Below are 24,916 nucleotides of genomic sequence, written 5' to 3'. Positions count from 1 at the left end.
TGTTGATATTGCGTTTGAAGTGCGACAAAATTACTTATTTTCCCGCAGATGGTGAAACATATCGGTTACTTTTTTCGTTTTTCCTGCCCGAATGGCGTAACTTTGCAGGGGAGATAACACAGGGGTTATGCTATGATTTTGAAACAGATTTCCATTCTCAATTATAAAAATTTGCGGGCTGTGACGCTCGATCTTTCGTCCAAGTTGAATTGTTTTATCGGGCAGAATGGTGCGGGGAAGACCAACCTGTTGGATGCGGTTTATTATCTTTCTTTTTGTAGGAGTGCTTACAATCCCATCGATTCGCAACTCATCACTCACGAGCAGGATTTTTTCGTGCTTGAGGGGGCGTATGTGGGCGACGGATCGGAGGCCGACCCGGAGAGCATCTACTGCGGAATGAAGCGCGGCGTGAAGAAGCAATTCAAGCGCAATCGGAAGGCTTATCAGCGACTCTCGCAGCACATTGGATTGATTCCGTTGGTGTTTGTCTCGCCCTCGGACACGATTCTTATCGACGGCGGGAGCGAGGAACGACGTCGACTCATGGACATTGTCATCTCACAATATGACAATACCTACATCGAGGCTTTGACGCGCTGCGGGAAGGCCTTGCAGCAGCGGAACGCTTTGTTGAGGATGGAGGCTGAGCCCGATCCTACGCTCCTCGAGTTGTGGGAGGAGGAGATGGCCGTGCAGGGCGAGAAGATTTATCGTAAGCGTGAGGCTTTTGTGGAGGAGTTGATTCCTGTATTCCAACAGATTTACGAGACGCTCTCGGGCGGTTCTGAGCGGGTATCGTTGCGTTATGTCTCGCATGCCCAGCGGGGAGAATTGCTCGAGGTGATCCGGCGCGACCGTGCCCGCGACCGTGCCGTGGGATATTCGTTGCACGGGATTCACCGCGACGACCTGGAGATGCTCCTCGACGGCTACCAGCTCAAGCGAGAGGGCAGTCAGGGGCAGAGCAAGACGTATGTTCTGGCGTTGAAACTGGCGCAGTTCGACTTTCTCAGACGCACGGCCTCGCACACCACGCCACTATTATTGCTCGACGACATCTTCGACAAGCTCGACAGTCGTCGTGTGGAGCGCATCGTCCGTTTGGTTTCGGGCCAGAACTACGGGCAGATTTTCATCACCGACACCAACCGCGACCATCTCGACCGAATCCTCCATCTGGGGGCCTCGCACTACAAACTTTTCGAGGTGGAGAATGGCGAGGTAAGAGAGAAAGGAGCAACCGATGTTTAGGCGCGAGATCAAACCCCTGGGCGAGATTCTCCAACGGCTTCTGCGCGAGGAGGGCTTGGAAACGCCCCTGCTTCAAAAGCGACTTGTCGAGGCTTGGCCCGAGGTGGCCGGTCGGATGGTGGCCGATTATACGGGCGAGACGTCGATTAGGAATCAAACTCTTTTTGTGAAAATCACCAATGCCGCCCTGCGCAGCGATCTCACCTTGATGCGAACACAACTGGTGAAGCGGCTCAACGAGCGCGTCGGGGCTTTTGTTATCACAGACATACGCATTTATTAAAATGAAGAATTCCCCGCCGCGGGGAATGGCTGCTGGCACCCAGGGAAGGATTTCCCGCCGCGGGAAACGGCCGCGGAGAGTAAAATGATGAAATCCCGCCGCGGGAAAAGATCACAGAAATAAAAACGGCGCCTCTGAAAATGTTCAGAGACGCCGTTTTCGTCATATTCTATACCGAAGCATTTGTCTTAACTCCCTTTCACTCCTTTACTCCTTTAACCCCTTCCCTCCTTTACTCCTTAATTCCTCCTCCCTAAAAAATCCCTCTTCGAGCCAAAGTCGGGCAGAGGCATCGCTGGGCATGCGCCAGTCGCCCCGCGGACTGAGGCTCACGCTGCCCACCTTCGGACCGTCGGGCAGGCAGGAACGCTTGAATTGCTGACTGAAAAAGCGACGGAAGAATACCGCCATCCAGCGACCAATCTCCTCGACCGAATAAGTCTGCACACCCCTCTTCCCCTGGCTGAAGGCGCGTTGAGCCATGAGAAAAAGACGCGCTGGGGAGAAGCCGAAGCGCAGGAAGTGGTAGAGGAAAAAGTCGTGCAGCTCGTAGGGACCCACCAACTCCTCGGTTTTCTGGGCAATGCGGCCCTGCTCGTCGGCTGGAATCAGTTCGGGACTGATCGGCGTGTCGATAATGTCGAGCAGTGTAGAGCGTGCCTCGTCGCCCTCGATGGTGTGGGCTACGTGGCGAACGAGATGCCGGATGAGCGTCTTGGGAATGCTTGCGTTGATAGCGTACATACTCATGTGGTCGCCGTTATAGGTTGCCCAGCCCAAGGCCAATTCGGAGAGATCGCCCGTGCCGATGACAATGCCGCTGAGTTGATTGCTCAGATCCATGAGAATCTGAGTTCGCTCGCGCGCTTGTGCATTTTCGTAAACCACATCGTGGTGACTGAAATCGTGACCGATGTCGGCAAAATGCTGACGAACGCTCGACGAGATGTCGATCTCCCGCGTGCTGACCCCCAGGGCCTGCATCAAGGCGAGAGCGTTGCGGTGGGTTCGGTCGGTGGTTCCGAAGCCCGGCATGGTGACACCCACGATGCCGCGGCGGGAGAGACCGAGTTTGTCGAAGGTTTTGGCACAGACGAGTAGGGCAAGCGTGGAGTCGAGTCCGCCGCTGATGCCCAACACCACGGTTTGTGCATGGATGTGAGTCAGTCGTTGTGCCAATCCCGAAACCTGGATGTTGAAAATCTCTTCACAGCTCTCCGCCATCTGTTCGTCGCGAGGAACGAAGGGCAACGGGTTGATGTCGCGTTCCAAAACGAAGGGCCTTCGCACCCCGACGGCGGGCAGAGCGGGGCGCAGGCGGGCAGTCTGCCCATGTTGGGCATTGACATACGTGTTGTTGGTGCGCCGCTCCGCACGCAGCTTGTCGATGTCGATCTGCGCTGTTACCAGTTGTGGGTCGAAAGAGAAACGATGACTGGCGGCAAGTTCTTCGCCGTTTTCGTAGATCAATGCATTACCACCGTAGACCACGTCTTGTGTGCTCTCGCCAAAACCGCAACCGCTGTAGATGTAGCCGGCAATAGTGCGCGCACTTTGCTGGGCAATCAAACTGCGGAGGTAGGCGTGCTTGCCGATGAGTTCGTCGCTGGCCGAGAGGTTGAAGATCAGGTCGGCTCCGGCCAGGGCCAGATGCGTTCCGGGCGGATTGGGAGACCAGAGATCTTCGCAGATTTCAACGCCGAATTTTACGCCGTCGGACGTGACAAAAAGCTGATGGGCAGGAGTGATTGGAACCAGACAACCGGCATAACGAATTTCTGCGTCGTTGAGGTCTTGGGCCGAGGCGAACCAGCGTTTCTCGTAAAACTCGCTGTAATTGGGCAGATAGGTCTTGGATACGATGCCCAAAATCCGACCTCGCTGAACGACAACGGCACAGTTGAGCAACAAACTTTCTACCACTACCGGTGCGCCGAGAATGGCAATGAGGTCAAGATCTTTCGTCTTCGAGAGTAAACCTTCGATCGCCGCCTCGGCCTGTGCAATGAGCAACTGCTGGGCAAAAAGATCTTGACAACTGTAGCCCGTGACGGACAGCTCGGGGAAGACGATGATTTCTGCACCCTGTCGGTCGGCCTCGCGCATCTCTCGGGCGATGTGTTCGATGTTGTGTTGGCAGTCGGCCACTTTCACTGAAGGAATCGCAGCTGCTACTTTGATGTATCCGTGTATCATATTTTTTAGGAGTTAAGGAGTTAAAGGAGCTAAGGAGTGAGAGGAGTTAAGACATATCCAAGAATGAAGAACGTAAACATGCGTTTTAACTCCCTAACTTTTCTCATGTCTCAACTCCTTTCCTTTTTCAACTCCTCCTTATTTCTTAATCATCACTTGTGTAGCCCCGTATCCGTATTCCCGAAACGAGGCGTCTTGATAGAGATAGCCTTTATAATTGCGGCGCAGTTCGGTGATGAGAGCCTTGCGCAGCACACCTTCGCCTTTGCCATGAATAAAGATGATTTTTTGTCCGTAATTTTTGGCGTGTTCTTGAAGGGTGCGCCGAAAAACCTCGAGCTGATATTGCAGAATGTTGAAAGGCTCCATGCCCTGCGTGGTTTCTAAAATCTCGTCAGCATGTAGATCGACAACAAGCATGTCGCTCTCTGAACGAGAACGGAGCGGACGGTTCTCCTTCGATGGTTTCTTGTGGTTTGATTTGTCTGCGCTTCCTCCTCCCAGCATACTTTCTTTTAAAGCATCGGCATTGAGATGAGGTTGCTCAGGTGTGGCCGTCTCGTCGTTCTCGACGATGGGGTAGAGTAGAGCGTCGGTTTCAAAGAATGGATTTTCGCAGAACAGATGTTGCTTGTAAAACTTTAGCGGTTCGATGTGTAGCTGTGCGTCTACAACCGGCTTGAGCGCATAATCTTTCTCCTGCTTGTAGGCGATGGCTTGAAGAGCAGTGTGCTCGATGTTGTTGACATCTTCGTGAGCAATGCGCTCCAACAGTAGTTTCGAGTTGGGTTCCAGTTCGCCCGAAGACCGTAACAGCCAACTCTGTCCCTCGGCCGTGGCGTAGGTATAAAAAAGATGGTAGTTGCTGTCGTTGATGAGGTAGACCCCGAAGCGGGTGTTACTCAAGTTCTTGATGTTTTCGGGAAGGAAGGCCAGGAAAAGACTGAGCTTGTTTCCGCCCAACCGTTCTTCCACCGGCTTACGGAAGGTGATTTCTCGATCGGTAGGTTCCTGTTCGTTGGCGTGGTCGTCATCCTCGTTTCGGGTCAATAAAGCCTTTATCGACTGACTTCCGCCTTCGTTTTGTTCTGTATCGATTGCTCTTAGCGCAGTTTGAATGGTGTTGGTGCGCCCCTGTCTACGGTCCTGCTCGTCGTTCACAACCACCACTTCGGTGATACTGACTGGGATTTGAAATCCGTCGGCGTCTTCTACCAAAACGATATTTTTACCTTGGAAACCGGCCACGATGCCGCCGCCCGTCTCACTTAAGAATCTTACTTGATCTCCTTTTTTCATTGTTTTTCCTCCAAACTTAAAATACTACTGTCGCCATAGCTCAAGAAACGGAAGTCGTGTTTCAGGGCGTAATCGTAGATGCGCCGCCAGTCTCCCCCGACGAATGCGCTCACTAAGAGTAGTAGTGTGCTTTGCGGTTGATGGAAATTGGTGATGAGCATGCGAACGATTCGATATGAATAACCAGGTGCGATGATGATTTGTGTGCTGGAATGCAGGGCGGCCAGATGATGACGGTCGATATATTTGAGGATTTCGCTAAGAGCTTCTACCGGTGATAGGGAAGAAGACTGATTGCTGTAGGGCTCCCACTGACCTACGTGCAATTCCGACTCGTCGACTTCGGGCTTCTGCCGCAGTTTGCAACCGATAAAGTAAAGGCTCTCCAGCGTGCGAACGCTCGTTGTACCCACGGCGATGGCCTTACCGCTGTGGTGGATGAGCTTCTCAATGGTCTGCCGGCGAACGCAAAAGAATTCGGTGTGCATGGCGTGACCCTCGATTTCCTCGCTCTTGACGGGTTTGAACGTTCCTGCGCCCACGTGCAGGGTGAGTTCTTCGCGATCGATGCCGTGCGCGTCAATGTCGTCGAGCACGCGTTGGGTGAAATGCAATCCGGCGGTGGGGGCAGCCACCGATCCCTTGATTTTCGAGTAGACCGTTTGATAGGCCACCTTGTCGCTCTCCTGCGTGTTGCGATGGAGATAGGGCGGGATGGGCAGTTCGCCGACGGTGTCGAGCAGTTCGGCGAAGGAAAGCCCGGAGTCGTCCCAAGAAAAGTCGATTCTCAGGGCATCTGTCTCGACCAGAGAGCGTTCGGCGGTGAGTGTGGTTTCGCGTCCTGCTCGGTTGAAGCGGAGTTGCAACGCGCCTGTCTTCCATTTCTTGAGATTGCCCACTAAGCAATACCACGAACAGTGGCCTCGAGTTTGAAACATCTGTTCGTAATCGGTGGGACTGGCGGGTTCCAAGAGGAAGATCTCGATGAGTGAGCCCGTCTCTTTGCGAAACCGGATGCGCGCCTGAATCACTCGTGTGTTGTTGAACACCATGAGGGCACCCTGGGGTAGATGGCGGGTGAGGCGGCAGAAGGAATCTTCGCTGATGTGTCCGTCCTGGTAGACGAGCAGTTTGCTTTCGTCTCGCTGGGCCAAGGGGAATTTGGCAATGCGTTCGTCGGGCAGCGTATAGTTGTAATCGGCTATTTTGATGTGTTTCGTATCCATTCTTTTTATATCGTGATCAAACTGTAGATGATAATGGTGCAGAGCAGGGTCGAGAGGACCACGAGCAGATTCCGAATGTCTTCCAGGGCATAACCTGAGGAAGTGCATTGTACGGTGGACGTAGGGCGATAGGTTCCCCATCGACTACTGAAGTGGAGGTAAATCCGGTATGCGCCCAGGGCGATGAGCAGGCCCCAAATCAGCCCGCAGAGGATGTCTGTGGGGTAATGCAGACCGAGATAGAGCCGTGTCCAACAATTGGCTGCCGACCACAGCACGAGGCCCACTCCCAGGGCGCGGCTCCGCATGAGCAGGCTCACGAATACGGCCAGCGAAAACGTGTTGGCAGCATGGGCCGAGAAGAAACCATACTGTCCGCCGCGCAGGCCTCGCACCGTGTCGATGGTGTATTTGAGAGCGGGGTCGTTCGTGGGTCGGAATCTGGCCACTAAGGGTTTGATGAGCAGTTCGACGCTGATACTGGCTACCAGAACGCAGAACAGACCGCAGCCGATGGCGAGGGCGATTTGCGGCATGGTTTCGTTGTTGCGGATGATGACGTAGATGAGGGCCAGATAGAGCGGAATCCAGGTGAAACCGGAGGTGAGCGTCAGGGCGAGTGAGTCGACAAAGAGCGAGTGGCTTCCATTGAAGAATGCAAGCCAGGCGCGGTCGAGTTCTAAAAGTGTGTTGACGTTCATCTTTTTTCTTGTTTAGCCCTCCTGAGTTGAGGGGGCTGTTGAATGAATGAGTTTTCGAGTCATCCGAGGCCTCGGAAGCTTCGTTTTTCTCATTTTTGAGTTTTCCGAGTAGTCGGAAGCTTTATTTTTCTCGTTTTTGAGCCTTCCAAGTAGTTGGAAGCTTCGTTTTGCTCATTTTTGAGCCTTCCGAGTAGTCGGAAGCTTCGTTTTTCTCATTTTTGAGTCATCCGAGTAGTCGGAAGCTTTGTTTTTCTCGTTTTTGAGCTTTCGGCAGGTGCCGAAGCCCTTCAGTCTTATCCGGAAGAGTTAGATTTCCTCCACGGATGGTGTCGGAATCCAGCCTTCTCTGCCGTCGGGCAGGGTGATGAAGAACCAACCGCGAAGGGTGCGGTCGGCAATATCTACGCGGGTGCCCTCGTGAAGGGTAGTCTCGTCTGCTCCAGACCGGGAGGGCGTCTTCTTCACCGTCACCGATGGCGAGACGACGATGGCGCCCGTTCTATTTTCCCACATTCGCCGTTGCTGCCAGGCAAAAAGATTGGCCAGCAGGAAGAACGGAGCAAAGAACAGCGCACCGCCGAAACCCACTTTGCGCCAGACGATGGATGTGCTGAAACGAAAGAGCAACACGCCCACGGCAAGCAAAGCCAATGAGAGTAGAGCGATGCCGGCCCAGCCGTCGGACCCCATGAGATTAACGGCGGCCCGATACCAGGTGAAAAAGAACATCTCGTCGGGCGAGGCGAACTTGTCGATGGTTCGGCTGCGGGCAAATTGCAGGTTGAAACGGATGTCGGCATTCCCCGGAGCGAGTTGCTGAGCCCGCTCGTAGGATAGAATGGCGCGCGTGAGACTGTCGGCGCGGAAGTAGGCGTTGCCCAGATTGTAGTACACCTCGGGTGCTACGCCCTGTTTCAATATCTCTTTGTAGCTGGCGATAGCTTGCTGATAGTTGCCTTGTCGGTATTGCCGGTCGGCCGTTTCTTTTGTCACAGTCTGCGCCGTTATCGGTAGTACCGCCAGGAGCAACAACAGGAGCATTGCCCCTCTGTGGTTTCGTTTCGATTTCATCGTTGCTTCAATGTCCATAATGGCTCGCATGGCCGTTTGGTAGGTTTTCTCCATATTTCCCTGTGCGTCGCCGGGAGCATAGCGTTCAAACTCGCACTCGTTGAGGGCGGCCAGGAAGCTCTCGACAACGGAACCCCGGATGCCGTACAGGGCGAGCTGCTGTGCGATGTTTTCGCGGGTAAGCTCTTCAGCCGAAATGGAGAGCTTGTCGCCGATGTACCCCCACAGGGCGTGCAACACTTCGTCATAGAATTCGTTCTGCCGTTGTCTGGCCATCAATTGACTGGCCTGCTTGAGTCGTTTCACGGCCACTTTGTTGGCTCTCGAACCGCGGAGCCGGATGGCATCGGCATAAAGCGCGCGATGACGGTGCAGGAAGATGAATGCCGCTGCTGCCAATACGATGATGCTCACGAGCGAGAGCAGGTAGAACGGCGAAGCGAAGAAGAGCCGATGGGTGGTGCGCAGTTCGGCCGGACCAGTGAGGATGGGACGGATGTCTTTCTCACGCTCCTCCTCAAAAGAGCTCATCTCCGATTTCGAGCTGCTACCTTTTTCTACCTTCAGTTCGAAGCCGGTGGTTTTGATGGTGCGGTATCGCTGCGTCTGAATGTCGTAGTAGATGAATTCTACGGGCGGAATCTGATATTTGCCTATTTGCTGGGGCACGGCGAGGAAGTCGTAAATCATATTCCCCTCGATGCCGTTGACGGTGAGCTGGGTTTTGTCGGTGGTTTTTACGTCGTATCGGTCGAAGTTCTTGGGAAAGTGGGCTACCGGAGCTTTGAGCAGTTTGAGGTTGCCCAGTCCGCTCACCACGACGCGTAGGTTGATGGGGTCGCCGGTTTTGACTTCCTGTTTGTCGAGCTGGGCTGAGATGGTGAACGTGCCTACGCCGCCCGAGAAGCCGGTGGGGCGTGCCGGTAGCGGGTCTACTTTCAGGGTGAACCCCGGTGCATCGATGTCTTTCTTCATCTCCACGTATCCGGCTCCACCGTTGAACATGGCTTCGAAAGGGTCAACGTTGCGGTTGCGCTGCACCACGATTCCCTTAAACTTGATGGACGGAATTTTCATCTCGCCGCTCATCTGCGGGTACATCACGTATTGGTTCCATGTCACGCATTTGTAGTTTCGTCCGTTTACCTTCTCGAGATGGAAACTTTTTTGCTGCGGTAGCTTTACTTCCTGAGTGTGGAATCCGTTCAGGTCGGGCATTTTGCCTTCGAGCTGCGTCAGTTCTACAGTGGTGTATACTTTGTAGGTGAGCAACACGGGTTCCTGTTCGTGTACGCGCTTTTTGTTGGCACTCACTTTGATAAAAAGGTCGCTGCCCGAGATTCTGCTACCCGCTGTGCGTACTTCCGTTTCGTCATCTCCCTCGTTGTGCATCCGCGGTGCACCGTTCGAGGGTTTGGCCGTTCCAACGATGTTGATTTTGATGGGAGTGGAGGCAATGGTCTTGCCGTTTACGACGGCACGGGCCGGCGAAATGGTGTAGGTACCGTTCTTCGTGGCGTAGAGTGTGTAGGTGAATGTCACCCATGAAGACGAACTGGTGTGACCGTTGATCATTTGAAAACTTGACTGCGACGAGGTGTAGGGTCCGGCAATCACCTCTATGGCGGCGGGAATATTGCCTGCGCGGAAGTCGTCTACGTTCTGCGTGTTCACCGTGTAGGCGATGCGGAAGTTTTCTCCGGCGGCAACACGCGACGGGGCCGATACTGACATGCGCTGTGCCGACATACTTCCGATGTTCGCCAATAGCATGAGCCATAGCACGTATCTTTTGATTGGGTTCATAACGTTCTTCTTCATCTTTTCGTTTTGCATTTCTGCCGTTGTATAGCCATTCCAAGCTTTCTGAGCACCTCCTTCAAGCTTTCTGATCATCTCCTTCAAGCTTTCTGAGCATCTCGTTTTATTGCTTTTGTCATCGCCTTGAAATGAGGTTTACCAATTCTTTTCAACAGTGCGCCGATTGGGTTGCTGCATCGCCTTCTTTAAACGTTGCTGCGTGGCCTTCTCTTCTTGAATAGCGGCGTTGAGCAGTTGCTCGGCATTGTCTTTGCTCATCTGCTCCTTGGGTTGCTGCTGTTTGTTTTTGTCTTTCTTGTCCTGTTGATTTTTGTTTTGTTGGTCTTTGTTTTGCTTCTTGTCCTGTTTGTTGTCTTTTTTCTTGTTCTGATTGTTTTGCTGGTTTTTGTTGTTAGGCTGATTCTTGTTCAGACGTTTGCAAAGAGCTAAGTTATACCGCGTCTCGTTGTCTGTGGGATTGTTGCGCAACGCTTCCTCATAGGCCTTGATGGCATCGCCGTAGAGTTGGTGTTTCTGACAGATTACGCCGATGTTGTGGTAGGACATCGCTTTGCGAAATTTATTGGTTTCTTGTTTTCCGGCGTTTTCAAACTGAATGATGGCTATCGAATCTTTTTGCTGCATCATCAGTGCACAGCCTAAATTGTAGATTGCCTGCGCATTGTTTGGGTTCTGCGACATCGCCTTGCGGTATTCAATCTCGGCTTTGGGATAGTTTTGATGACGATACTGTTGATTTCCGCTTCGGACGAACTGCCGGTCGCTCTGTGCCATTGCTGTCGTGGATGCAAGTAGAAACAGGAGGGCGAGCATTTTCTTCTGACTGAAGAGATGTAACTTTCTCAGCTTCGGATTTCGAATCTCGAGGATGCAGACTTCTGTGATCAGAAGGAGGAGGATAAGAATGCACACTGCCTGGAACTGTTCGCCGTATTCGCTGTATGTCACCATTTCTGTGTCGGCCTTCTGAAGCTTCGTCAGTTCGTTATTCAGCTTTTCCTGGGCATCGTTGGTGTTGTCTACGTGGATGTAGGTTCCGTTGCCGGCTTGGGCAATCTCCTTACACATCTGCTCGTTGAGAGCTGTGATGACGGTTTGTCCGTTTCGGTCGGTCATATATCCACCCGTCGGCAATGGGATGGGGGCCCCCTTGGTGTCTCCAATTCCCAAGATAAACACCTGTATGCCTTTATCTTTTGCTGCTTTTGCTGCTTCTAAGGCACCGCCCTCATGGTCTTCGCCGTCGGTAATGACAATTACGGCCTTACCGATGTTTTTCTGCTGACTGAAACTATGCATCGAAAGGTTTAGAGCCTTGGCAATGTCTGTTCCTTGAGTAGCAATGAGTGAGGGATCGATGTTTTGCAAAAACATTTTGGCCGAGACGTAGTCGCCGGTGATGGGTAACTGTACGAAAGCGTCGCCGGCAAAGACAATTAGTCCGATACGGTCGTTTGTAAAATGGTCGATAAGGTTCTCGATGAGCAATTTACTCTTGTCAATACGCGAAGGCATCACATCCTTCGCCATCATCGAGTTACTGATGTCTACAGCGATTACGGCTTCTATTCCGTTTCTCTTGTCGTGTGAAATCTTTGTTCCCATCTGCGGACGAGCTAACACGATGATGAGTAGTGCCAAGGCTGAAACTGAAAGCCAAAATTTAACCGATGGTCTGTACTTTGAGACATCGGGCATGAGGTGTTGCAGCAGTTCAGGGTTGCCAAAGGATACAAGTCGGCTTTTCTTTTTCCTGTAGCTGATAAAACGAACCGCTATCAATACGGGGATGATTAACAGCAGCCAAAGGTATATCGGATCTTCAAATCTAAACATGAGCTTTTGTCTTTAACCTGCGTTTCTTCTGTCTTATCTGTCTGCCGTATTAGGGAATACGCCTGAACAGAGTGGTTCTAAGCAATATCTCGAGAAAGAGAGCCAGAATGGCCAAAAAGGCAAAGGGTTGATAGGCTTCGTAGAGCTTAGAAAACTTCTTTACACGCATCTTCGTTTTCTCCAATTGGTCGATGTCTTGGTAAATCTGCTTCAGCTCTCGATTGTTTGTAGCCCGGTAAAAGTTTCCGTCTGTTGTTGCAGCAATATCTTTCAATACCTGCGTATCAATCTCTACGGGGATGTTGACATATTGTACACCGCCGGCAACGGGCATAGGATAGCGAGCCACCTTATTCGTACCTATGCCGATGGTATAAACCCTTATTCCAAGACTCTTGGCAATGTTGGCGCTGGTCATTGGCGATAAGTCGCCCCGGTTGTTCGAGCCGTCGGTCAGAAGAATGACCACCTTGCTTTTAGCCTTACTGTCTTTTAAACGTGAAACGGCATTGGCCAGTCCCATTCCTATGGCTGTTCCGTCTTCGATAAGTCCTCTTGCAGCAATATCTGTTCTCACGGTTTGCAACATGTTGAGCAACGAGGTGTGGTCGGTTGTCATGGGGCATTGCGTAAAGGCTTCGCCGGCAAAAATGGTCAGACCGATATTGTCGTTGGGGCGGTCGGCAATAAATTCGGCGGCCACCTCTTTAGCTGCCTCCATTCGATTGGGGCGTAGATCCTCTGCTAACATAGAGGTAGATACATCCATTGCCAACATAATGTCGATGCCTTCCACTGTTTTGCTTCCCCATGATGTATGCGTTTGGGGACGAGCCAAGATGACAACGACTAAAACAAAGGTGATGCACCGCAAGAACATGGGTAGATTCATCAACTTGATGCGCCAACTTCTCGGAGCATACCGATAGGCATTTGTGTCGCTCATGCGGAGGGTTGGTTCGCCTCGTTTCTTATAGATGAAATACCACAGGATGTAGGGTATCAGTAGAACGAGCAGCAACAGATATTCTTTATTTGCAAATTCCATGTTTGTTTCTTCAGTATCGGTTTAACCGAGCATTTCGTACAGATGACTAACGATGTAGAAAAGGATAACCACAATAGCAACGACAATACCTCCAATAACAGTCTTGATGACGATGCGTGTTTGTTGTGCGCGTTTGTCTGCCTCCGTTAGTTGAGGCATAATCTTTTCTGTTGTCGGTTGATTTTCTATTTTTGTTTTGTCGATAAACTGAATTGCATTGACAAGGTTGAGATCGTTCTCGTTGATAAGAGTCGAATACTTGGCAAACTTGACGAGATCGGCCGTCAGGAAAATCTCTTTCAGTTCCTCCATCATTTCCTGGTTCCCATTGCTATTGAGATGCTCGATAATTTCCGAACTCGTCATCTCCATAGCATTGAAGCCGAATCGCTCATTGATATATTGTCGCAGTGTGTCTGTCAAGCGGGTATAATATTCCTTCTGATTTTCCGACGACACCATCTTCTCCGATTTGATTTGTTCAATTTCGTTGAGCGCTTTCTGATGGGGAAGAATCTTTTTGATAATGCGTATACGGGTAATGATGGGTTTGTTCTGTTTCAGTCTAACGAACAGATATAGGCCCGCAACACCGAGCAGCAACATGAGTATGCTGAGATAGAAAATCTCAGCCCAGTCTTCGTCGGTCCATGAAAAAGGATTGTTCTGTACATCCTTTGGTGGGAAAAACTGATTGGGATGCAGCGTGTCTACATCCATTGTGATTACTTTCAGGGCCAAGGTATTGCCTTGATATTCTTTACCGTTTACTTTTATCTTCAGTCCGGGGATGGAATAGAGCTTTTCGTTGAATGAGGTCAGCGTGTAGCGTTTAGACGTTTTGACCAGTCCGTTATCCTGTTCGGCAGTCTCCTCATCGCTTGCATTCAACACCTCCACACCGTCAACGATGTATTGCGAGGGTTTGAAAGTGGGGAAGTTTACCACTTGACCTTTTGGGGCGATGACATCAACCCGAAGACAGGTTTGTTGTCCGATGTAGATGGCAAAAGAGTCGATCTTTTCTTCCACAGACACCTGTGCTGCTCCCCACATAGACAGGAGGCAAGCTGTTATCGTCAAAAGAAACCGTTTCATTGTCTTATCTGTCCTCTTTGCATGAATAAAAGCATCATTGCCTTGACATAATCTTCGTTTGTGGCGATAGAAACCCAGTCGACGTTGCTTTGTGCAAACGTATCTTTCAGCGTTTCTGTTCGTTTCTGCCAATATTGCGTGTGTGCCTTTCTCAGTTTTGCACTGGATGTATCGATCAGCATTTCGTGTCCCGTCTCAGCATCCTTTACGTTGATCAGTCCCACGTCGGGCAGAGTCTTGGCGCGTGGGTCGTACACCTGAATAGCCACCACGTCATGTTTAGAATTGGCAATTCGAATCTCTTTCAAAAAGCTATCCTGCGTATAGAAATCGCTCACTACAAAAGCGATGCATCGACGTTTCATCACTCGAGTAAGATATTCGATTGCAGCTGCGATATGCGTCTTTCGACTTTCAGGCCGGAAGTCGAGCATCTCATGAATGATATAGAGAATATGTTTGCGTCCTTTCTTTGGGGGGATATATTTCTCAATGTGGTCGGAAAAAAAGATGACGCCGATCTTATCGTTATTCTGAATAGCACTGAACGCCAAAATCGCAGCAATCTCTGTAGCCATGGTCCGCTTGGTACGTTGTGTCGTTCCGAAGTCGAGCGAACCACTCACGTCGATCATCAACATCACCGTCAGTTCGCGTTCCTCCTCGAACACCTTGACATACGGTCGACGAAATCGTGCCGTCACATTCCAGTCGATGTCCCGAACATCATCGCCGAATTGGTATTCCCGCACCTCCGAAAAAGCCATACCTCTGCCTTTAAAGGCCGAATGATATTGTCCAGCAAAGATATTTCGGCTCAGTCCGCGGGTTTTTATTTCGATTTTGCGTACTTGTTTAAACAGGTCGAGCGTATCCATCAAGGAACCTCCACTTTATTGACGATCTTACTTACGATTTCTTCACTTGTCACATTGCCTGCTTCTGCCTCGTAAGACAAGCCGATGCGATGAATCATCACGTCGTGAACCACGGCTCGGACATCCTCCGGAACCACATAGCCTCTGTGTTTGATAAAGGCGTATGCCCTAGCGGCCTTAGCCAGATTGATGCTTGCGCGGGGCGAACCACCATAGTTGATGAGTGACTTCAGTTCGCCCAGTTGATAACGCTCGGGATAGCGCGAGGCGAACACCAGGTCGGCAATATATTGTTCAATTTTCTCGTCAATGTACACCTGGTTCACCACTTCGCGGGCTTTGAGAATCTCTTCGGCTGTGGTTACAGGCAAAACCTTGGGCAGTCTGCCCTGGATATTCTCGCGGATGATGAGTTTTTCTTCTTCCAGTGTGGGATAGTCGATCACCACTTTGAGCATAAATCGGTCTACTTGCGCCTCGGGCAGCTGATAGGTACCCTCCTGTTCGATGGGATTTTGCGTAGCCATCACCAGGAACGGATTCGGCAGTGGGAACGTCTTCTCGCCGATGGTCACCTGATGTTCCTGCATGGCCTCGAGCAGTGCGCTCTGCACCTTGGCAGGTGCGCGGTTGATTTCGTCGGCCAGGACGAAATTGGCAAACACCGGTCCTTTCTTCACTTGGAAATTCTCTTCCTTTTGTGAGTAGACCAGTGTACCGACGACATCGGCCGGGAGCAAGTCGGGTGTAAACTGAATTCTGCTATAGGCTGCATCCACCAGCTGTGCCAGCGTTTTAATGGCCAGCGTCTTTGCCAGTCCAGGAACGCCTTCCAACAGAATATGCCCATCGCTGAGCAGCGAGATCAGCAGCGATTCCACCAGGTGTTTCTGCCCCACGATCACGCCCTTCATTCCGGTTGTCAGATTGGTAACGAATGCACTTTGTTGCTCTATGAGTCTGTTCAACTCACGAATGTCTAACGATTCTGCCATAACATGTCACTTTTGTAAAGTATGATTTGGCCGCAAAAGTACAACATAAAAGAGAGAGGGCCGAATATTCGCAACTAAATAATATTAATAGTTCTTGAGTCGTGAATCCCCTAAGTTAGGGGCTGCTCTTTAAAATCGACCAAATGGAGAATAAACAAAAAAAGAGAACTGATCGCACTGTGCGTATATCAGTTCTCTTTTTTGTTATATATCAGTACAATTCTCTTTTTCAGGTTCATCTCCTTGTCCATTTACAGCACGTGAATGCCAAACTGGTAATGCTCTTGCGGTGCCTACTGAGGTTCATTATAGGTTTTTGGGTTTAAATGATGAATAAAAAGTTGTCGTAGGGGTACGAAGACCGCTTTTTGAGGCGTTTTTGCGTTTCGTACCCCTACGACGGGTTGTTTTTCTCATTTTCTGTGTTTCGTAGGGATACGAAACGTTGTTTTTCTCGTTTTTGGGGGTTCGTACCCCTACGAAGCCTCGCTTTTCTCATTTTCGAGCTTTCGTAGGGGTACGACGACTTGTTTTTCTTATTTTTGAGGCAATAAGATGGGCGTTTTTGCTTCTCTGCGAAATTTTCAGCTGAAACCGCCCACCGTTTTGCCAACGGTATTTATTTTTTAGAAATAAACAAATGGGCGAACGGGATGTTGTTGATATTTATAGCCGTAATTTTTAATGCTGAGGTTGGTATCGTCGAACACATACACGCGCCAGCCTTGGTCGTCGCCTCGTTCTGTGCTGGTGTAATATTGTCCGGTGATGGGGTCGGCTCCGAGGTCGGAGAGGAGCTGGATGAGTGAGGCGAGGTTGATGCCATCCAACGAAATGCCGTTATTTTGGTTGGCCGTTCCTTTGAAGTAGCGACCCAAATCAACCCAATCTCTTACGGCAGGGTAGAACCACTTGCCTATGTTCGCGCCCGTTGGTGCGGGACTGGAGGTGTAGTGAGCGGCGGCATAGAAGGCGGGGTAGAGGGTGGGCTCGTTGGCTTTTATTTTTGCGTCGGTAGACGTTTCCGCCTTCCAGGTCAATTCGTAACCTGTATAGCCGTTCGAGAGATAGTCGGACAGGGAGGTGAAGTCGGAGGGGCTATCGAAACTGAGGTATTGCTTAGTGGCTTTGATGCTCTGCCCCCAAACCACATTCCCGGCATTGTGCAGGGCTACGGCCATTCCCGGCGTGGTGGCGGTTTTTTCTCTTACAACAACGCCGATGGGTGTTCGCGTGCCTTTGTCGCCGAGGGAACCGATAGTTCCGTCTTCGAAAAGGCAGTAGATAGTGCGAAACTTGATGTTACAGGTGTAGGATTTGTTTTCTTGCAGAGTGGCGATGGCCGTGAGTGGGAAGGACTTGCCGGCGAGCGATTTGCCGTAGAGGGTTCCGCTTTGCAGGGTGAGCTGGGCATTGGCACCTGTAGATCCACTAATGAAATAACGATAACCGGTGGTACGCTTCACCTCCTGCGTGTAGGCGGAGGAAGTGACGGGGCTCTCGGCGAAGGTGTAGGTGTTGGAAGTGAACGAAGTGCCAAGGCCGCCGAATAGTCGACCTTCCATATCAAAGAAGGATTTCGTTGCGATGTTGTTCAAGGTGAGCGTGCCCGTTACGTTGTGTCCCTCGGCGGTATAGGAGGTAAGCTGGAAGCGGACGCGCGCTGTTTCGCGATGCTTCATTGCGAAGGGAATCTCAACACCCGGACCGCTGATGGCCATTGTGTTGACACCCATCATGGGGTTGTCCTGGTCGTTGGTCAGCGCGAAGACGTCGCCGTGATAGGAATGCACTTCTTTGGAGACCGCATCGTTGATGCAAACAAAAGTGTAGGTGTCGGGAGAAAGACGTAGGCGAGAACCGGCATCGCGTACAAACTTTCCTCCCTGAACGGTACCAGAGAGCGTTCCTACAATAGGGCCGCTGACTCCCGGCATTCGACCGGCTACATATTTGGTGGCGTAGATGGTGTAGTGCCCATCGGCAATCGCAGCACGGGTTTGGGCGGGTGCTTCTTCTTGGACATCTTCTGCGAGCGATACTTCGGCCATGAGTCCGTCGCCAAGGTCGACGATTTGCGGAGCCTGCGTCACACGAGTCTCCTTCTTGGGGTTTTCCGGTAGGAAAGGTTCTTCGGTGATGGTGATGTTTTCTATCTCTATTGCGTTGGTCTGCACATTGTCGTTATTGTTGCCGTTAATACTAGCCTCTTTGCTGCAAGCTGCCAGGACAATCAGTCCGGTCAGCCATAGAATCTGCTTGATTTTCATTTTTCTCATTGTGATTTGTTTTCTACTATGGTAGCATCTGCTTGGGTTACAGTTCCTCCTCACCAATTTCTACCTCTTCGTCTTCCCATTCCTCTTCCGTAGAACCTGGAACCTTGGGAACAACCGAAGTGCATATAAAGAACTCCTGTTCCATTTTTACAACCGTGCAAAACGGACGAACGTAGGCTCGCAATTCGAGCAACTCTCTAGTTTCTTCGTACTTCATTTTTCTTGATTTTATTGTGTTAAACTTAAACGATTCTTCGCTTAGCTCCGTATCCCGTCGGACACGAAAAAGCCTGCAAAGAGATTCGCTGGGAATCCCTTTGCAGGTTATGGTTGCACCACGCTTCGCGCGCGCGTAAGAGAAAGCTAAAAAATCTTACACTATAATAGGTGCGAACATTGTGTGTGTGTGTGTGTGTGTGTGTGTGTGTGTGTGTGTGTGTGTAAGGTAGCGAAAATATTCGATACTACCAAACGATAGGCGTTAAAAGATGCAGAAAAGTCCAAGCTTTTCTGTTCTCCTGTTATACCTTTATTATATATGCTCACACGTTGCATTGTTCCTGTTTTGTTCTTTTGCCTTTCTTCCTGAAAGAGTCTATTCTTCTGCTTGAAAGACGGGGGCAAAGGTAACACAATCTTTCGGAAAGGCCAAAGGATAGGAGGGGGAATTTGACTGGTGGTTATGGTTCTTGCGCTCGGCTTTGCGACTTTACAGGAAATCGCAACTGCGATTTCTGCCAGCGGCGTTTGCGTGCTTCGTATTCTTGTTGCTTCGTTTCAAGAAAGTTATCGGCCATAGTATAGGTACTGTGTTGTGTTCCCCTGCGTTGATGACTTACTGAAAGGTGCTGTAGATGACGCTCACCTTGATGGGGCTGTCGGTGCTGCCGGTTCCTCTCACCAATCTGGTGCTGGTGAGGGCCATGTTGTGCACGATGTTGGTGATGACGGTCTCGGTTCCGCCCGACGATGTCCGTCGCTTGGTGGTAACGACAGTGACGGGCACGAGTAGGACTTTGTTCCAGTTGGCGTTGCTCTTGTCGGCTTTCGACATGGCGGTGATGAGGCCCGAGATGTTATCGAAGGTGTAAGTATTGGCGTTGAGTGTGGCCAGGAAGGAGACTTTATTGTCGATGAGCCGGTCTTGCTCGAAAAAGGCGTGCAGGCTGTCAGTCGGCAGCAGTAGCAGGTGAGTGGCAGCTTCGAGGGTGTAGGGGCTGTGGGTGGTGTTGTTGATTCGTGCGATGCTGAGCTTGACGTTATTAATGGTGTCGTGCTCGTGGCCCGCGAAGATGTCGGCCACGGGGAGGGTGAGCTCGGTAAAGAGGCCAGCGGGCGTTTTTAGATAAGTGCACGAGGCATCGGCTGCGAGTGTGGAGAGGGTTGCATCGTGGCTGATCTTCGATGTTTGCAGCACCTCTTCAGTTCCGGCGAAGGATACCCAGCGAACAGAGTCTTTGCCGTTGATTCGTGCGCGATAATAAATATTCATTTGACTGGCTGCGATGTAGGCCATGGCTCCGAGTCCGCTTTTGTTTTTGAAATAGAAACCTGGGCAGACGTTGGTGAGGAAGTTGTAGGAGGAACTGAAGTACTCATGATGATCGAAGTAGGTGCGCATGATATAGGTACCATAATTGTTATAGGTTGTTCCGTCCTTGTCGGTGTAAGGCTCGTTGAGGGAGATGCGGATACCTTTCGTCTTGTCGTAGCTGGAGGTGAGCGTGTAGCTCTGATCCTGATGGATGCCGCCAGTGCGAAGAAGATGATTGGGGTCGTAGTTGGAATAATATTTCCTTGTCTCGAGCATGGGTTTTCCCATTTCGTGGGCGGTGAGGGTGAACACGGCCAGGGAGTCGCCATAGAAATCGTCGCAGGCCAGGAAGATGTCGCAGGAGTCAGCTACGATGTCGTTGGCGATACGGCTCACGATACTGTCTTTCACGGGGAAGCCTATATTGGGGAGGGTGTGAAATTGAAGCATGGCGTTGCCCGTGATATAAGAACCTGTTTCGGGATCTTTCACATGTCCGAGGTAGGCCGTGGAGTTGCGCGACAGCACGGAATCGACTTTCATCGACCGACTGGCTACGGCGAAAGTCCCTGTAGAGATGGTGACATTGTTTTTCTTGATGAGCGACTGGCCTATCTCGTCTGTGGTGTCATCGCAGCTCGCCAAAAGAATGGCGGCGAGAGCGGGGACGAAGAGTTTTCTAAAGTTCATGTTCTTTCCGTATCGAATGCTGGGGTGAGATGAGGAGATTATTTCTTCGCGGTGGAGATTTGATCGTAGAAAGCTTGGTAGGCTTCGATAAAATCTTCGCCGGCGTATGGGAGTAGAGCCACTTTCTTTGCGGCTGCGAAGTCGAGGAGTTCGGGTTTGATGCCAGGGCCGCCTTCGATCACGCCGTCGCTGTAGGCAATGGCGAGTTTGTCGAGTTCGTTGTAGTCGAATGCGTCGTTGAATTCTCCCAGGACTGAGGCTTTGGCCGATTTGAATTCGATGGTTTTTTTGAAGTGGTTGCCCAGACTGCCTTTCATTTGATGGTTGAATAGCGATGTGACGACTTTTGTGCCGGCGAAGGTAGGTTCGTCGCGGTAGGCTTTTTTGATGAGCAAGGGAACCGTGGCGGCCATCCAGCCTTGACAGTGGATAATGTCGGGGGCCCATCTCAGTTTTTTCACGGTTTCGAGCACGCCGCGAGCGAAGAATACGGCTCGCTGACCGTTGTCTTGATATGCTTCTCCGTTTTCGTCTACGGCCATCTGTCGTCTCAGGAAATAGTCGTCGTTGTCGATGAAGTAGACCTGAATTTTCGTTGATGGGATGGAAGCCACCTTGATGATGAGCGGGTGGTCGGTCTCGTCGATCACGAGATTCATTCCCGAGAGTCGGATCACCTCGTGGAGTTGGCCTCTACGCTCGTTGATATTTCCCCATTTGGGCATAAAGGTGCGGATTTCGCAGCCAGATTCTTGCACATGTTGGGGAAGTTTGTTGCCCATCAGAGACATTTCCGTTTCGGGAACGTATGGCGTAATCTCTTGATTGATGAATAAGATTTTCTTTGACATACCTGATTTCTTTCTTTTTAATATGGATGTCGGACACCCGTCTTTTTTACCGGCGCAAAGGTACAAAAAAACATTCAGATACGGGGATATGGCGTTAGATTTTGCATTCTGCCGGCTTGCATTTTGCCATATTTTTAATGATATTCTTTCTTATTTAAGAAAAAAGCCGTTATTTTGCACGAGCTTATAAAACGACAGGAATGAAAGTCTTTACAAAGATTGTAGATTTGCAAAACGCGTTGTTTTGCCAGAGGAAAAAACACGTTCAGATAGGATTCGTCCCCACGATGGGGGCTTTGCACGAGGGACATGCTTCATTGGTAAGACGCTCGGTCGAGGAGAATGGAGCAACCGTTGTCAGTATATTTCTCAACCCCAATCAGTTTAACGATCAAAGCGATTTGGAGAACTATCCCCAGACGCTTGAGGCCGATTGTGCTTTGCTCGAAGGCTTGGGAGCCGACTACGTCTTTACTCCTTCCGTCGCCGAGATTTATCCGCAGCCCGACACACGGGAGTTTTCCTTCCCGCCGGCAACGACGGTGATGGAGGGCGAGCGAAGACCCGGGCATTTCAACGGAGTCTGCCAGGTTTTGAGTCGGCTCTTCGCTATTGTCAAGCCCGACAGAGCTTATTTTGGCGAGAAAGACTGGCAGCAGATTGCTGTCGTCAAGCAATTGGTGAGGTATATGGGGGCGCAGATTCAGATTGTCGAATGTCCCATCGTGAGAGAAGCAAGCGGACTGGCGATGAGTTCGCGCAACGAGCGGCTCACAACCGAGGAACGTGTCTTGGCGGCCAACATCTTCGATGTATTGAAGCGGAGTCTTGTTGAGGCCAAGTCGCATTCGCTATCGGAGACGAGAGATTGGGTAACGGCCGAGATCAACGCGCACGAAGGCTTGGAGGTGGAATATTTCTCCATCGTAGACGGGGAGACGCTCGAGGCCGTCGACCGTTGGGACGACTCGCAGCACATCGTTGGCTGCATCACCGTTTACTGCGGTAGCGCGCCCATCCGACTCATCGACCACATTACGTATAAAGGATAAAGCAACATGTTGATAGAAGTTTTAAAATCGAAATTGCATTGTGTCACCGTCACCGAAGCCAATATCAATTATATGGGCAGCATCACCATCGACGAAGACTTGATGGAGGCGGCCAACCTGATTGCCGGCGAGAAGGTGCAGATTGTAGACAATCAGAACGGCGAGAGATTCGAGACCTATATCATTAAAGGCGAACGTGGCAGCGGTTGCATCTGTCTGAACGGCGCTGCGGCTCGCAAGGTGCTCGTGGGCGACACGGTGATTATCATGTCTTACGCGCAAATGGATTTCGAGGAGGCGAAGGCCTTCCGACCCACCGTGGTGTTTCCCGAGAAGAATCGAATCGTCAAGAAGTAAGACGCACACACATACAGCGGAGCCTTTCCAGTTCTCGGAAGGCTCCGTTTTCTTTTGCCTCGGATCGTGGTTCTGTAGGGTACAGTAACATCCTTTTTTCCTCCGCGACGGTTTTGTAGGGTACAGTAACACCATTTTTACCTCGGATGGCGATTTTGTAGGGTACAGTAACACTATTTCTACCTCCGCGGCAGTTTTGTAGGGTACAGTAGCACCATTTTTGCCTCGGATGATGGTTTTGTAGGGTACAGTAACGCCATTTTTTTTCTTCCGCGGCGGTTTTGTAGGGTACAGTAACACCATTTTTTCCTCCGCGGTGATTTTGTAGGGTACAGTAACATCCTTTTTGCCTCCGCGGCGATTTTGAGCGGCTCAGTAGCACCATTTTTGTCTCCGTGATGGTTTTGAGCCACTCAGTAGCATCATTTTGGTCTCCGTGGCGATTTTGCGCGGCTCAGTAGCACCATTTTGGTCTCCGCGGCGGTTTTGAGCCACTCAGTAGCATCATTTTGGTCTCCGTGGCGGTTTTGAGCGGCTCAGTAGCATCATTTTGGTCTCCGTGGCGGTTTTGAGCGGCTCAGTAGCATCGTTTTGGTCTCCGTGGCGATTTTGCGCGGCTCAGTAGCATCGTTTTGGTCTCCGTGACGATTTTGAGTGGCTCAGTGGCATACAAAAAAAGGAGGAATGGCTCTTGTGTCCATTCCTCCTTGTTGTGTACCGCAAAAGACGGGCGGGTGATTAGCAGATTTTGCGAGACCCGTCGCCTATCACTACGTCGTAAACGGCCGGGGCGCGGTGATATTTGGCCGTATACTTCTCTTGGGCATCGGCCACGAACCGGTCGTACAGTTTGTCTTTCACCAAGTTGATGGTGCATCCGCCAAAACCGCCACCCATGATGCGCGAACCGGTAACGCCGTTCTCACGAGCCAACTGGTTGAGATAGTCCAGTTCTTCGCACGACACTTCATACTCCTTGCTCAGTCCCTCGTGCGTTTCATACATCTTCTGGCCCACCGTCTCGTAGTCTCCGGCGGTCAGGGCATCGCACACGGCCAGCACGCGGTCTTTCTCGCCCAGTACGAAGTGGGCTCGGCGATAATCTTCCGTCGAGACATCTGCTTTCACGGCTTCCAGGTCGGCCCAGTCGGCATCCCGCAGGGTTTCAAACTTCCGGTCGGCAAACTTTGCCTGTAGGGCTGCTACGACATTCTCGCAGCTCTTGCGCCGATCGTTATAGGCCGAGGAGGCCAGTTCGTGTTTCACCTTCGAGTCGAGCAGCACCAGCTTGTAACCCTCGGGGTGGAAGGGGAAGTATTCGAATTCGCGCGAACGACAGTCGAGCCGCATCAACTGGCCTGCCTGACCGAAGACGCTGGCAAACTGGTCCATGATGCCGCACTTCACGCCGCAGTAGTTGTGTTCTGTAGCCTGTCCGGCCAACACCATGTCCCACTTCGAGACTTTGTTCTCACCGAAGAGATCGTTCAGCGCAAAGGCGAAACAGCTTTCCAATGCGGCCGACGACGACATTCCCGCGCCCAGCGGAACGTCGCCTGCAAAGGCCGTGTTGAAGCCTTTGACGTCTACGCCCAGTTGCTTCATCTCTTGAATGATACCGTAGATGTAGCGTGCCCAACTGGTGTGCGGGCCTTTCGGATCGTTTACTTTAAATTCTACCCGGTCTTTTAGGTCGATGGAGTAGCACATCACCGTGTCTGTCCCGTTGGGTCGAATCTCTGCCATGATGCCTTTGTCTACCGCACCGGGGAAGACAAATCCGCCGTTGTAGTCGGTGTGTTCGCCAATCAGGTTGATTCTTCCCGGCGAGGCATAGATGCTGCCGGTCTTGCCGTCGAAGTGCTTGATGAAGCGACTTCTTACAAATTCAATATCCATAAGCGTATCGTGTTTGAGGTTGATAACAGTCGTTTTTTATTCCACGGGGATGTCTCGGTTCACGTTCTTGCTGCCCACGGCTGCGTAGAAACAGATATTGCCTCGGTTACCGCCGCCACCTAAAAGGTTCAACATCGGGTTGACAACCGTGTTCAGCGTGCACACAGAAAAACCGGAAATAAACGCACCCAGTAGGTAAACGATAAATCCGGTTAACTTTCCATTGAACGTGCCTGCATCGAATGTTCCCGCAACAAATTGTATCAATACACCGATGAAGCCAATAGCAATGCCCGTCAGTGCTGTTTTCTTGTAGCCGATTTTGGTCAATAGCTTTCCGGCAGGGATTCCCATGAAGAGATAGGCCAGAAAATTCATGGCATTTCCAAGCATGCCCACGGTGTTGGCACTGTCGCCCTGGAAAGCGGCTTTCCATATAATGCCGATGGGGGCGGCAAGGTTGGTCACGAACGAAATCATCGCATAGAGAAACATCATCGTGATGATGGCAACGATGCTTCCGCTTTTTCTTTGAGAATTTTCCATAT

At 51.0% G+C, this 24,916-nt stretch carries 19 protein-coding genes and 1 pseudogene; 4 read left to right on the top strand and 16 right to left on the bottom strand.

The window, feature by feature from the left end; genetic code table 11:
- Positions 1 to 132: 132 nt before the first annotated feature.
- Entirely contained in the window at positions 133 to 1,254 is a 1,122-nt protein-coding gene (locus J5A66_RS06445; protein ID WP_211789848.1) for a DNA replication/repair protein RecF, read from the top strand.
- A complete protein-coding gene (locus tag J5A66_RS06440; protein WP_211789847.1) occupies positions 1,247 to 1,537 on the top strand; it encodes a DciA family protein in 291 nt (96 codons plus the stop codon). Before J5A66_RS06445 ends, J5A66_RS06440 begins: the two co-directional genes overlap by 8 nt.
- Positions 1,538 to 1,744: 207 nt before the next feature.
- Here the strand turns inward: J5A66_RS06440 and J5A66_RS06435 are convergent, their stop codons facing one another.
- The 14 genes from J5A66_RS06435 to J5A66_RS06370 all read right to left on the bottom strand — a co-directional run bounded on the left by J5A66_RS06435 (position 1,745) and on the right by J5A66_RS06370 (position 21,060).
- A complete protein-coding gene (locus tag J5A66_RS06435) occupies positions 1,745 to 3,733 on the bottom strand; it encodes an NAD(+) synthase (RefSeq protein WP_211789846.1) in 1,989 nt (662 codons plus the stop codon).
- A gap of 138 nt (positions 3,734 to 3,871) precedes the next feature.
- Entirely contained in the window at positions 3,872 to 5,032 is a 1,161-nt protein-coding gene (locus J5A66_RS06430; RefSeq protein ID WP_211789845.1) for a DUF2027 domain-containing protein, read from the bottom strand.
- On the bottom strand, positions 5,029 to 6,258 hold the full coding sequence (locus tag J5A66_RS06425) for an S-adenosylmethionine:tRNA ribosyltransferase-isomerase (protein WP_211789844.1): 1,230 nt from the start codon (positions 6,256 to 6,258) through the stop codon (positions 5,029 to 5,031). The genes J5A66_RS06430 and J5A66_RS06425 overlap by 4 nt, the downstream gene beginning before the upstream one ends.
- Positions 6,259 to 6,263: 5 nt before the next feature.
- The gene (locus tag J5A66_RS06420; protein WP_211789843.1) at positions 6,264 to 6,959 is read right to left on the bottom strand and encodes a phosphatase PAP2 family protein; all 696 of its coding nucleotides are present in this window, start codon (positions 6,957 to 6,959) and stop codon (positions 6,264 to 6,266) included.
- Between the two features lie 306 nt (positions 6,960 to 7,265).
- Positions 7,266 to 9,836 carry a BatD family protein gene (locus tag J5A66_RS06415; protein ID WP_211789842.1) on the bottom strand — a complete coding sequence of 857 codons (2,571 nt, stop codon included), beginning with the start codon at positions 9,834 to 9,836 and terminating at the stop codon, positions 7,266 to 7,268.
- 150 nt (positions 9,837 to 9,986) lie between these two features.
- Positions 9,987 to 11,687 (bottom strand): VWA domain-containing protein, encoded by a 1,701-nt coding sequence (locus tag J5A66_RS06410; protein ID WP_211789841.1) that lies wholly within the window; start codon positions 11,685 to 11,687, stop codon positions 9,987 to 9,989.
- Positions 11,688 to 11,736: 49 nt separating this feature from the next.
- Positions 11,737 to 12,735, bottom strand: a complete 999-nt coding sequence (locus J5A66_RS06405) for a VWA domain-containing protein (RefSeq protein WP_211789840.1) — start codon at positions 12,733 to 12,735, stop codon at positions 11,737 to 11,739.
- A gap of 21 nt (positions 12,736 to 12,756) precedes the next feature.
- Positions 12,757 to 13,833, bottom strand: a complete 1,077-nt coding sequence (locus J5A66_RS06400; RefSeq protein ID WP_211789839.1) for a hypothetical protein — start codon at positions 13,831 to 13,833, stop codon at positions 12,757 to 12,759.
- Positions 13,830 to 14,711 (bottom strand): DUF58 domain-containing protein, encoded by an 882-nt coding sequence (locus tag J5A66_RS06395; RefSeq protein WP_211789838.1) that lies wholly within the window; start codon positions 14,709 to 14,711, stop codon positions 13,830 to 13,832. The genes J5A66_RS06400 and J5A66_RS06395 overlap by 4 nt, the downstream gene beginning before the upstream one ends.
- Positions 14,711 to 15,706: a MoxR family ATPase gene (locus J5A66_RS06390; protein WP_211789837.1), complete on the bottom strand. Its 996-nt coding sequence runs from the start codon at positions 15,704 to 15,706 to the stop codon at positions 14,711 to 14,713. The genes J5A66_RS06395 and J5A66_RS06390 overlap by 1 nt, the downstream gene beginning before the upstream one ends.
- Before the next feature lie 626 nt (positions 15,707 to 16,332).
- Positions 16,333 to 17,985: a hypothetical protein gene (locus tag J5A66_RS06385; protein WP_211789836.1), complete on the bottom strand. Its 1,653-nt coding sequence runs from the start codon at positions 17,983 to 17,985 to the stop codon at positions 16,333 to 16,335.
- A gap of 37 nt (positions 17,986 to 18,022) precedes the next feature.
- The gene (locus J5A66_RS06380) at positions 18,023 to 18,202 is read right to left on the bottom strand and encodes a hypothetical protein (RefSeq protein WP_211789835.1); all 180 of its coding nucleotides are present in this window, start codon (positions 18,200 to 18,202) and stop codon (positions 18,023 to 18,025) included.
- A 618-nt stretch (positions 18,203 to 18,820) separates the two neighbouring features.
- Positions 18,821 to 20,209 carry a DUF4270 domain-containing protein gene (locus tag J5A66_RS06375; RefSeq protein WP_211789834.1) on the bottom strand — a complete coding sequence of 463 codons (1,389 nt, stop codon included), beginning with the start codon at positions 20,207 to 20,209 and terminating at the stop codon, positions 18,821 to 18,823.
- A gap of 38 nt (positions 20,210 to 20,247) precedes the next feature.
- Entirely contained in the window at positions 20,248 to 21,060 is an 813-nt protein-coding gene (locus tag J5A66_RS06370) for a glycogen/starch synthase (RefSeq protein ID WP_211789833.1), read from the bottom strand.
- 200 nt (positions 21,061 to 21,260) lie between these two features.
- Between J5A66_RS06370 and panC the strand changes: the two genes are divergently transcribed.
- Positions 21,261 to 22,112, top strand: coding sequence for a pantoate--beta-alanine ligase (gene panC, locus J5A66_RS06365; RefSeq protein ID WP_211789832.1), 852 nt, complete (start codon positions 21,261 to 21,263; stop codon positions 22,110 to 22,112).
- Between the two features lie 6 nt (positions 22,113 to 22,118).
- Positions 22,119 to 22,469 (top strand): aspartate 1-decarboxylase, encoded by a 351-nt coding sequence (panD, locus tag J5A66_RS06360; protein ID WP_211789831.1) that lies wholly within the window; start codon positions 22,119 to 22,121, stop codon positions 22,467 to 22,469.
- 738 nt (positions 22,470 to 23,207) lie between these two features.
- Here the strand turns inward: panD and galK are convergent.
- Positions 23,208 to 24,368, bottom strand: a complete 1,161-nt coding sequence (gene galK / locus J5A66_RS06355) for a galactokinase (RefSeq protein ID WP_211789830.1) — start codon at positions 24,366 to 24,368, stop codon at positions 23,208 to 23,210.
- A 96-nt stretch (positions 24,369 to 24,464) separates the two neighbouring features.
- Positions 24,465 to 24,914: pseudogene (locus tag J5A66_RS06350) on the bottom strand (MFS transporter); the annotation flags it as partial.
- Positions 24,915 to 24,916 lie beyond the last annotated feature (2 nt).

The sequence above is a fragment of the Prevotella sp. oral taxon 475 genome (assembly GCF_018127805.1).
GTDB lineage: Bacteria > Bacteroidota > Bacteroidia > Bacteroidales > Bacteroidaceae > Prevotella.
This window is presented reverse-complemented; position numbering and strand designations above follow the sequence as displayed.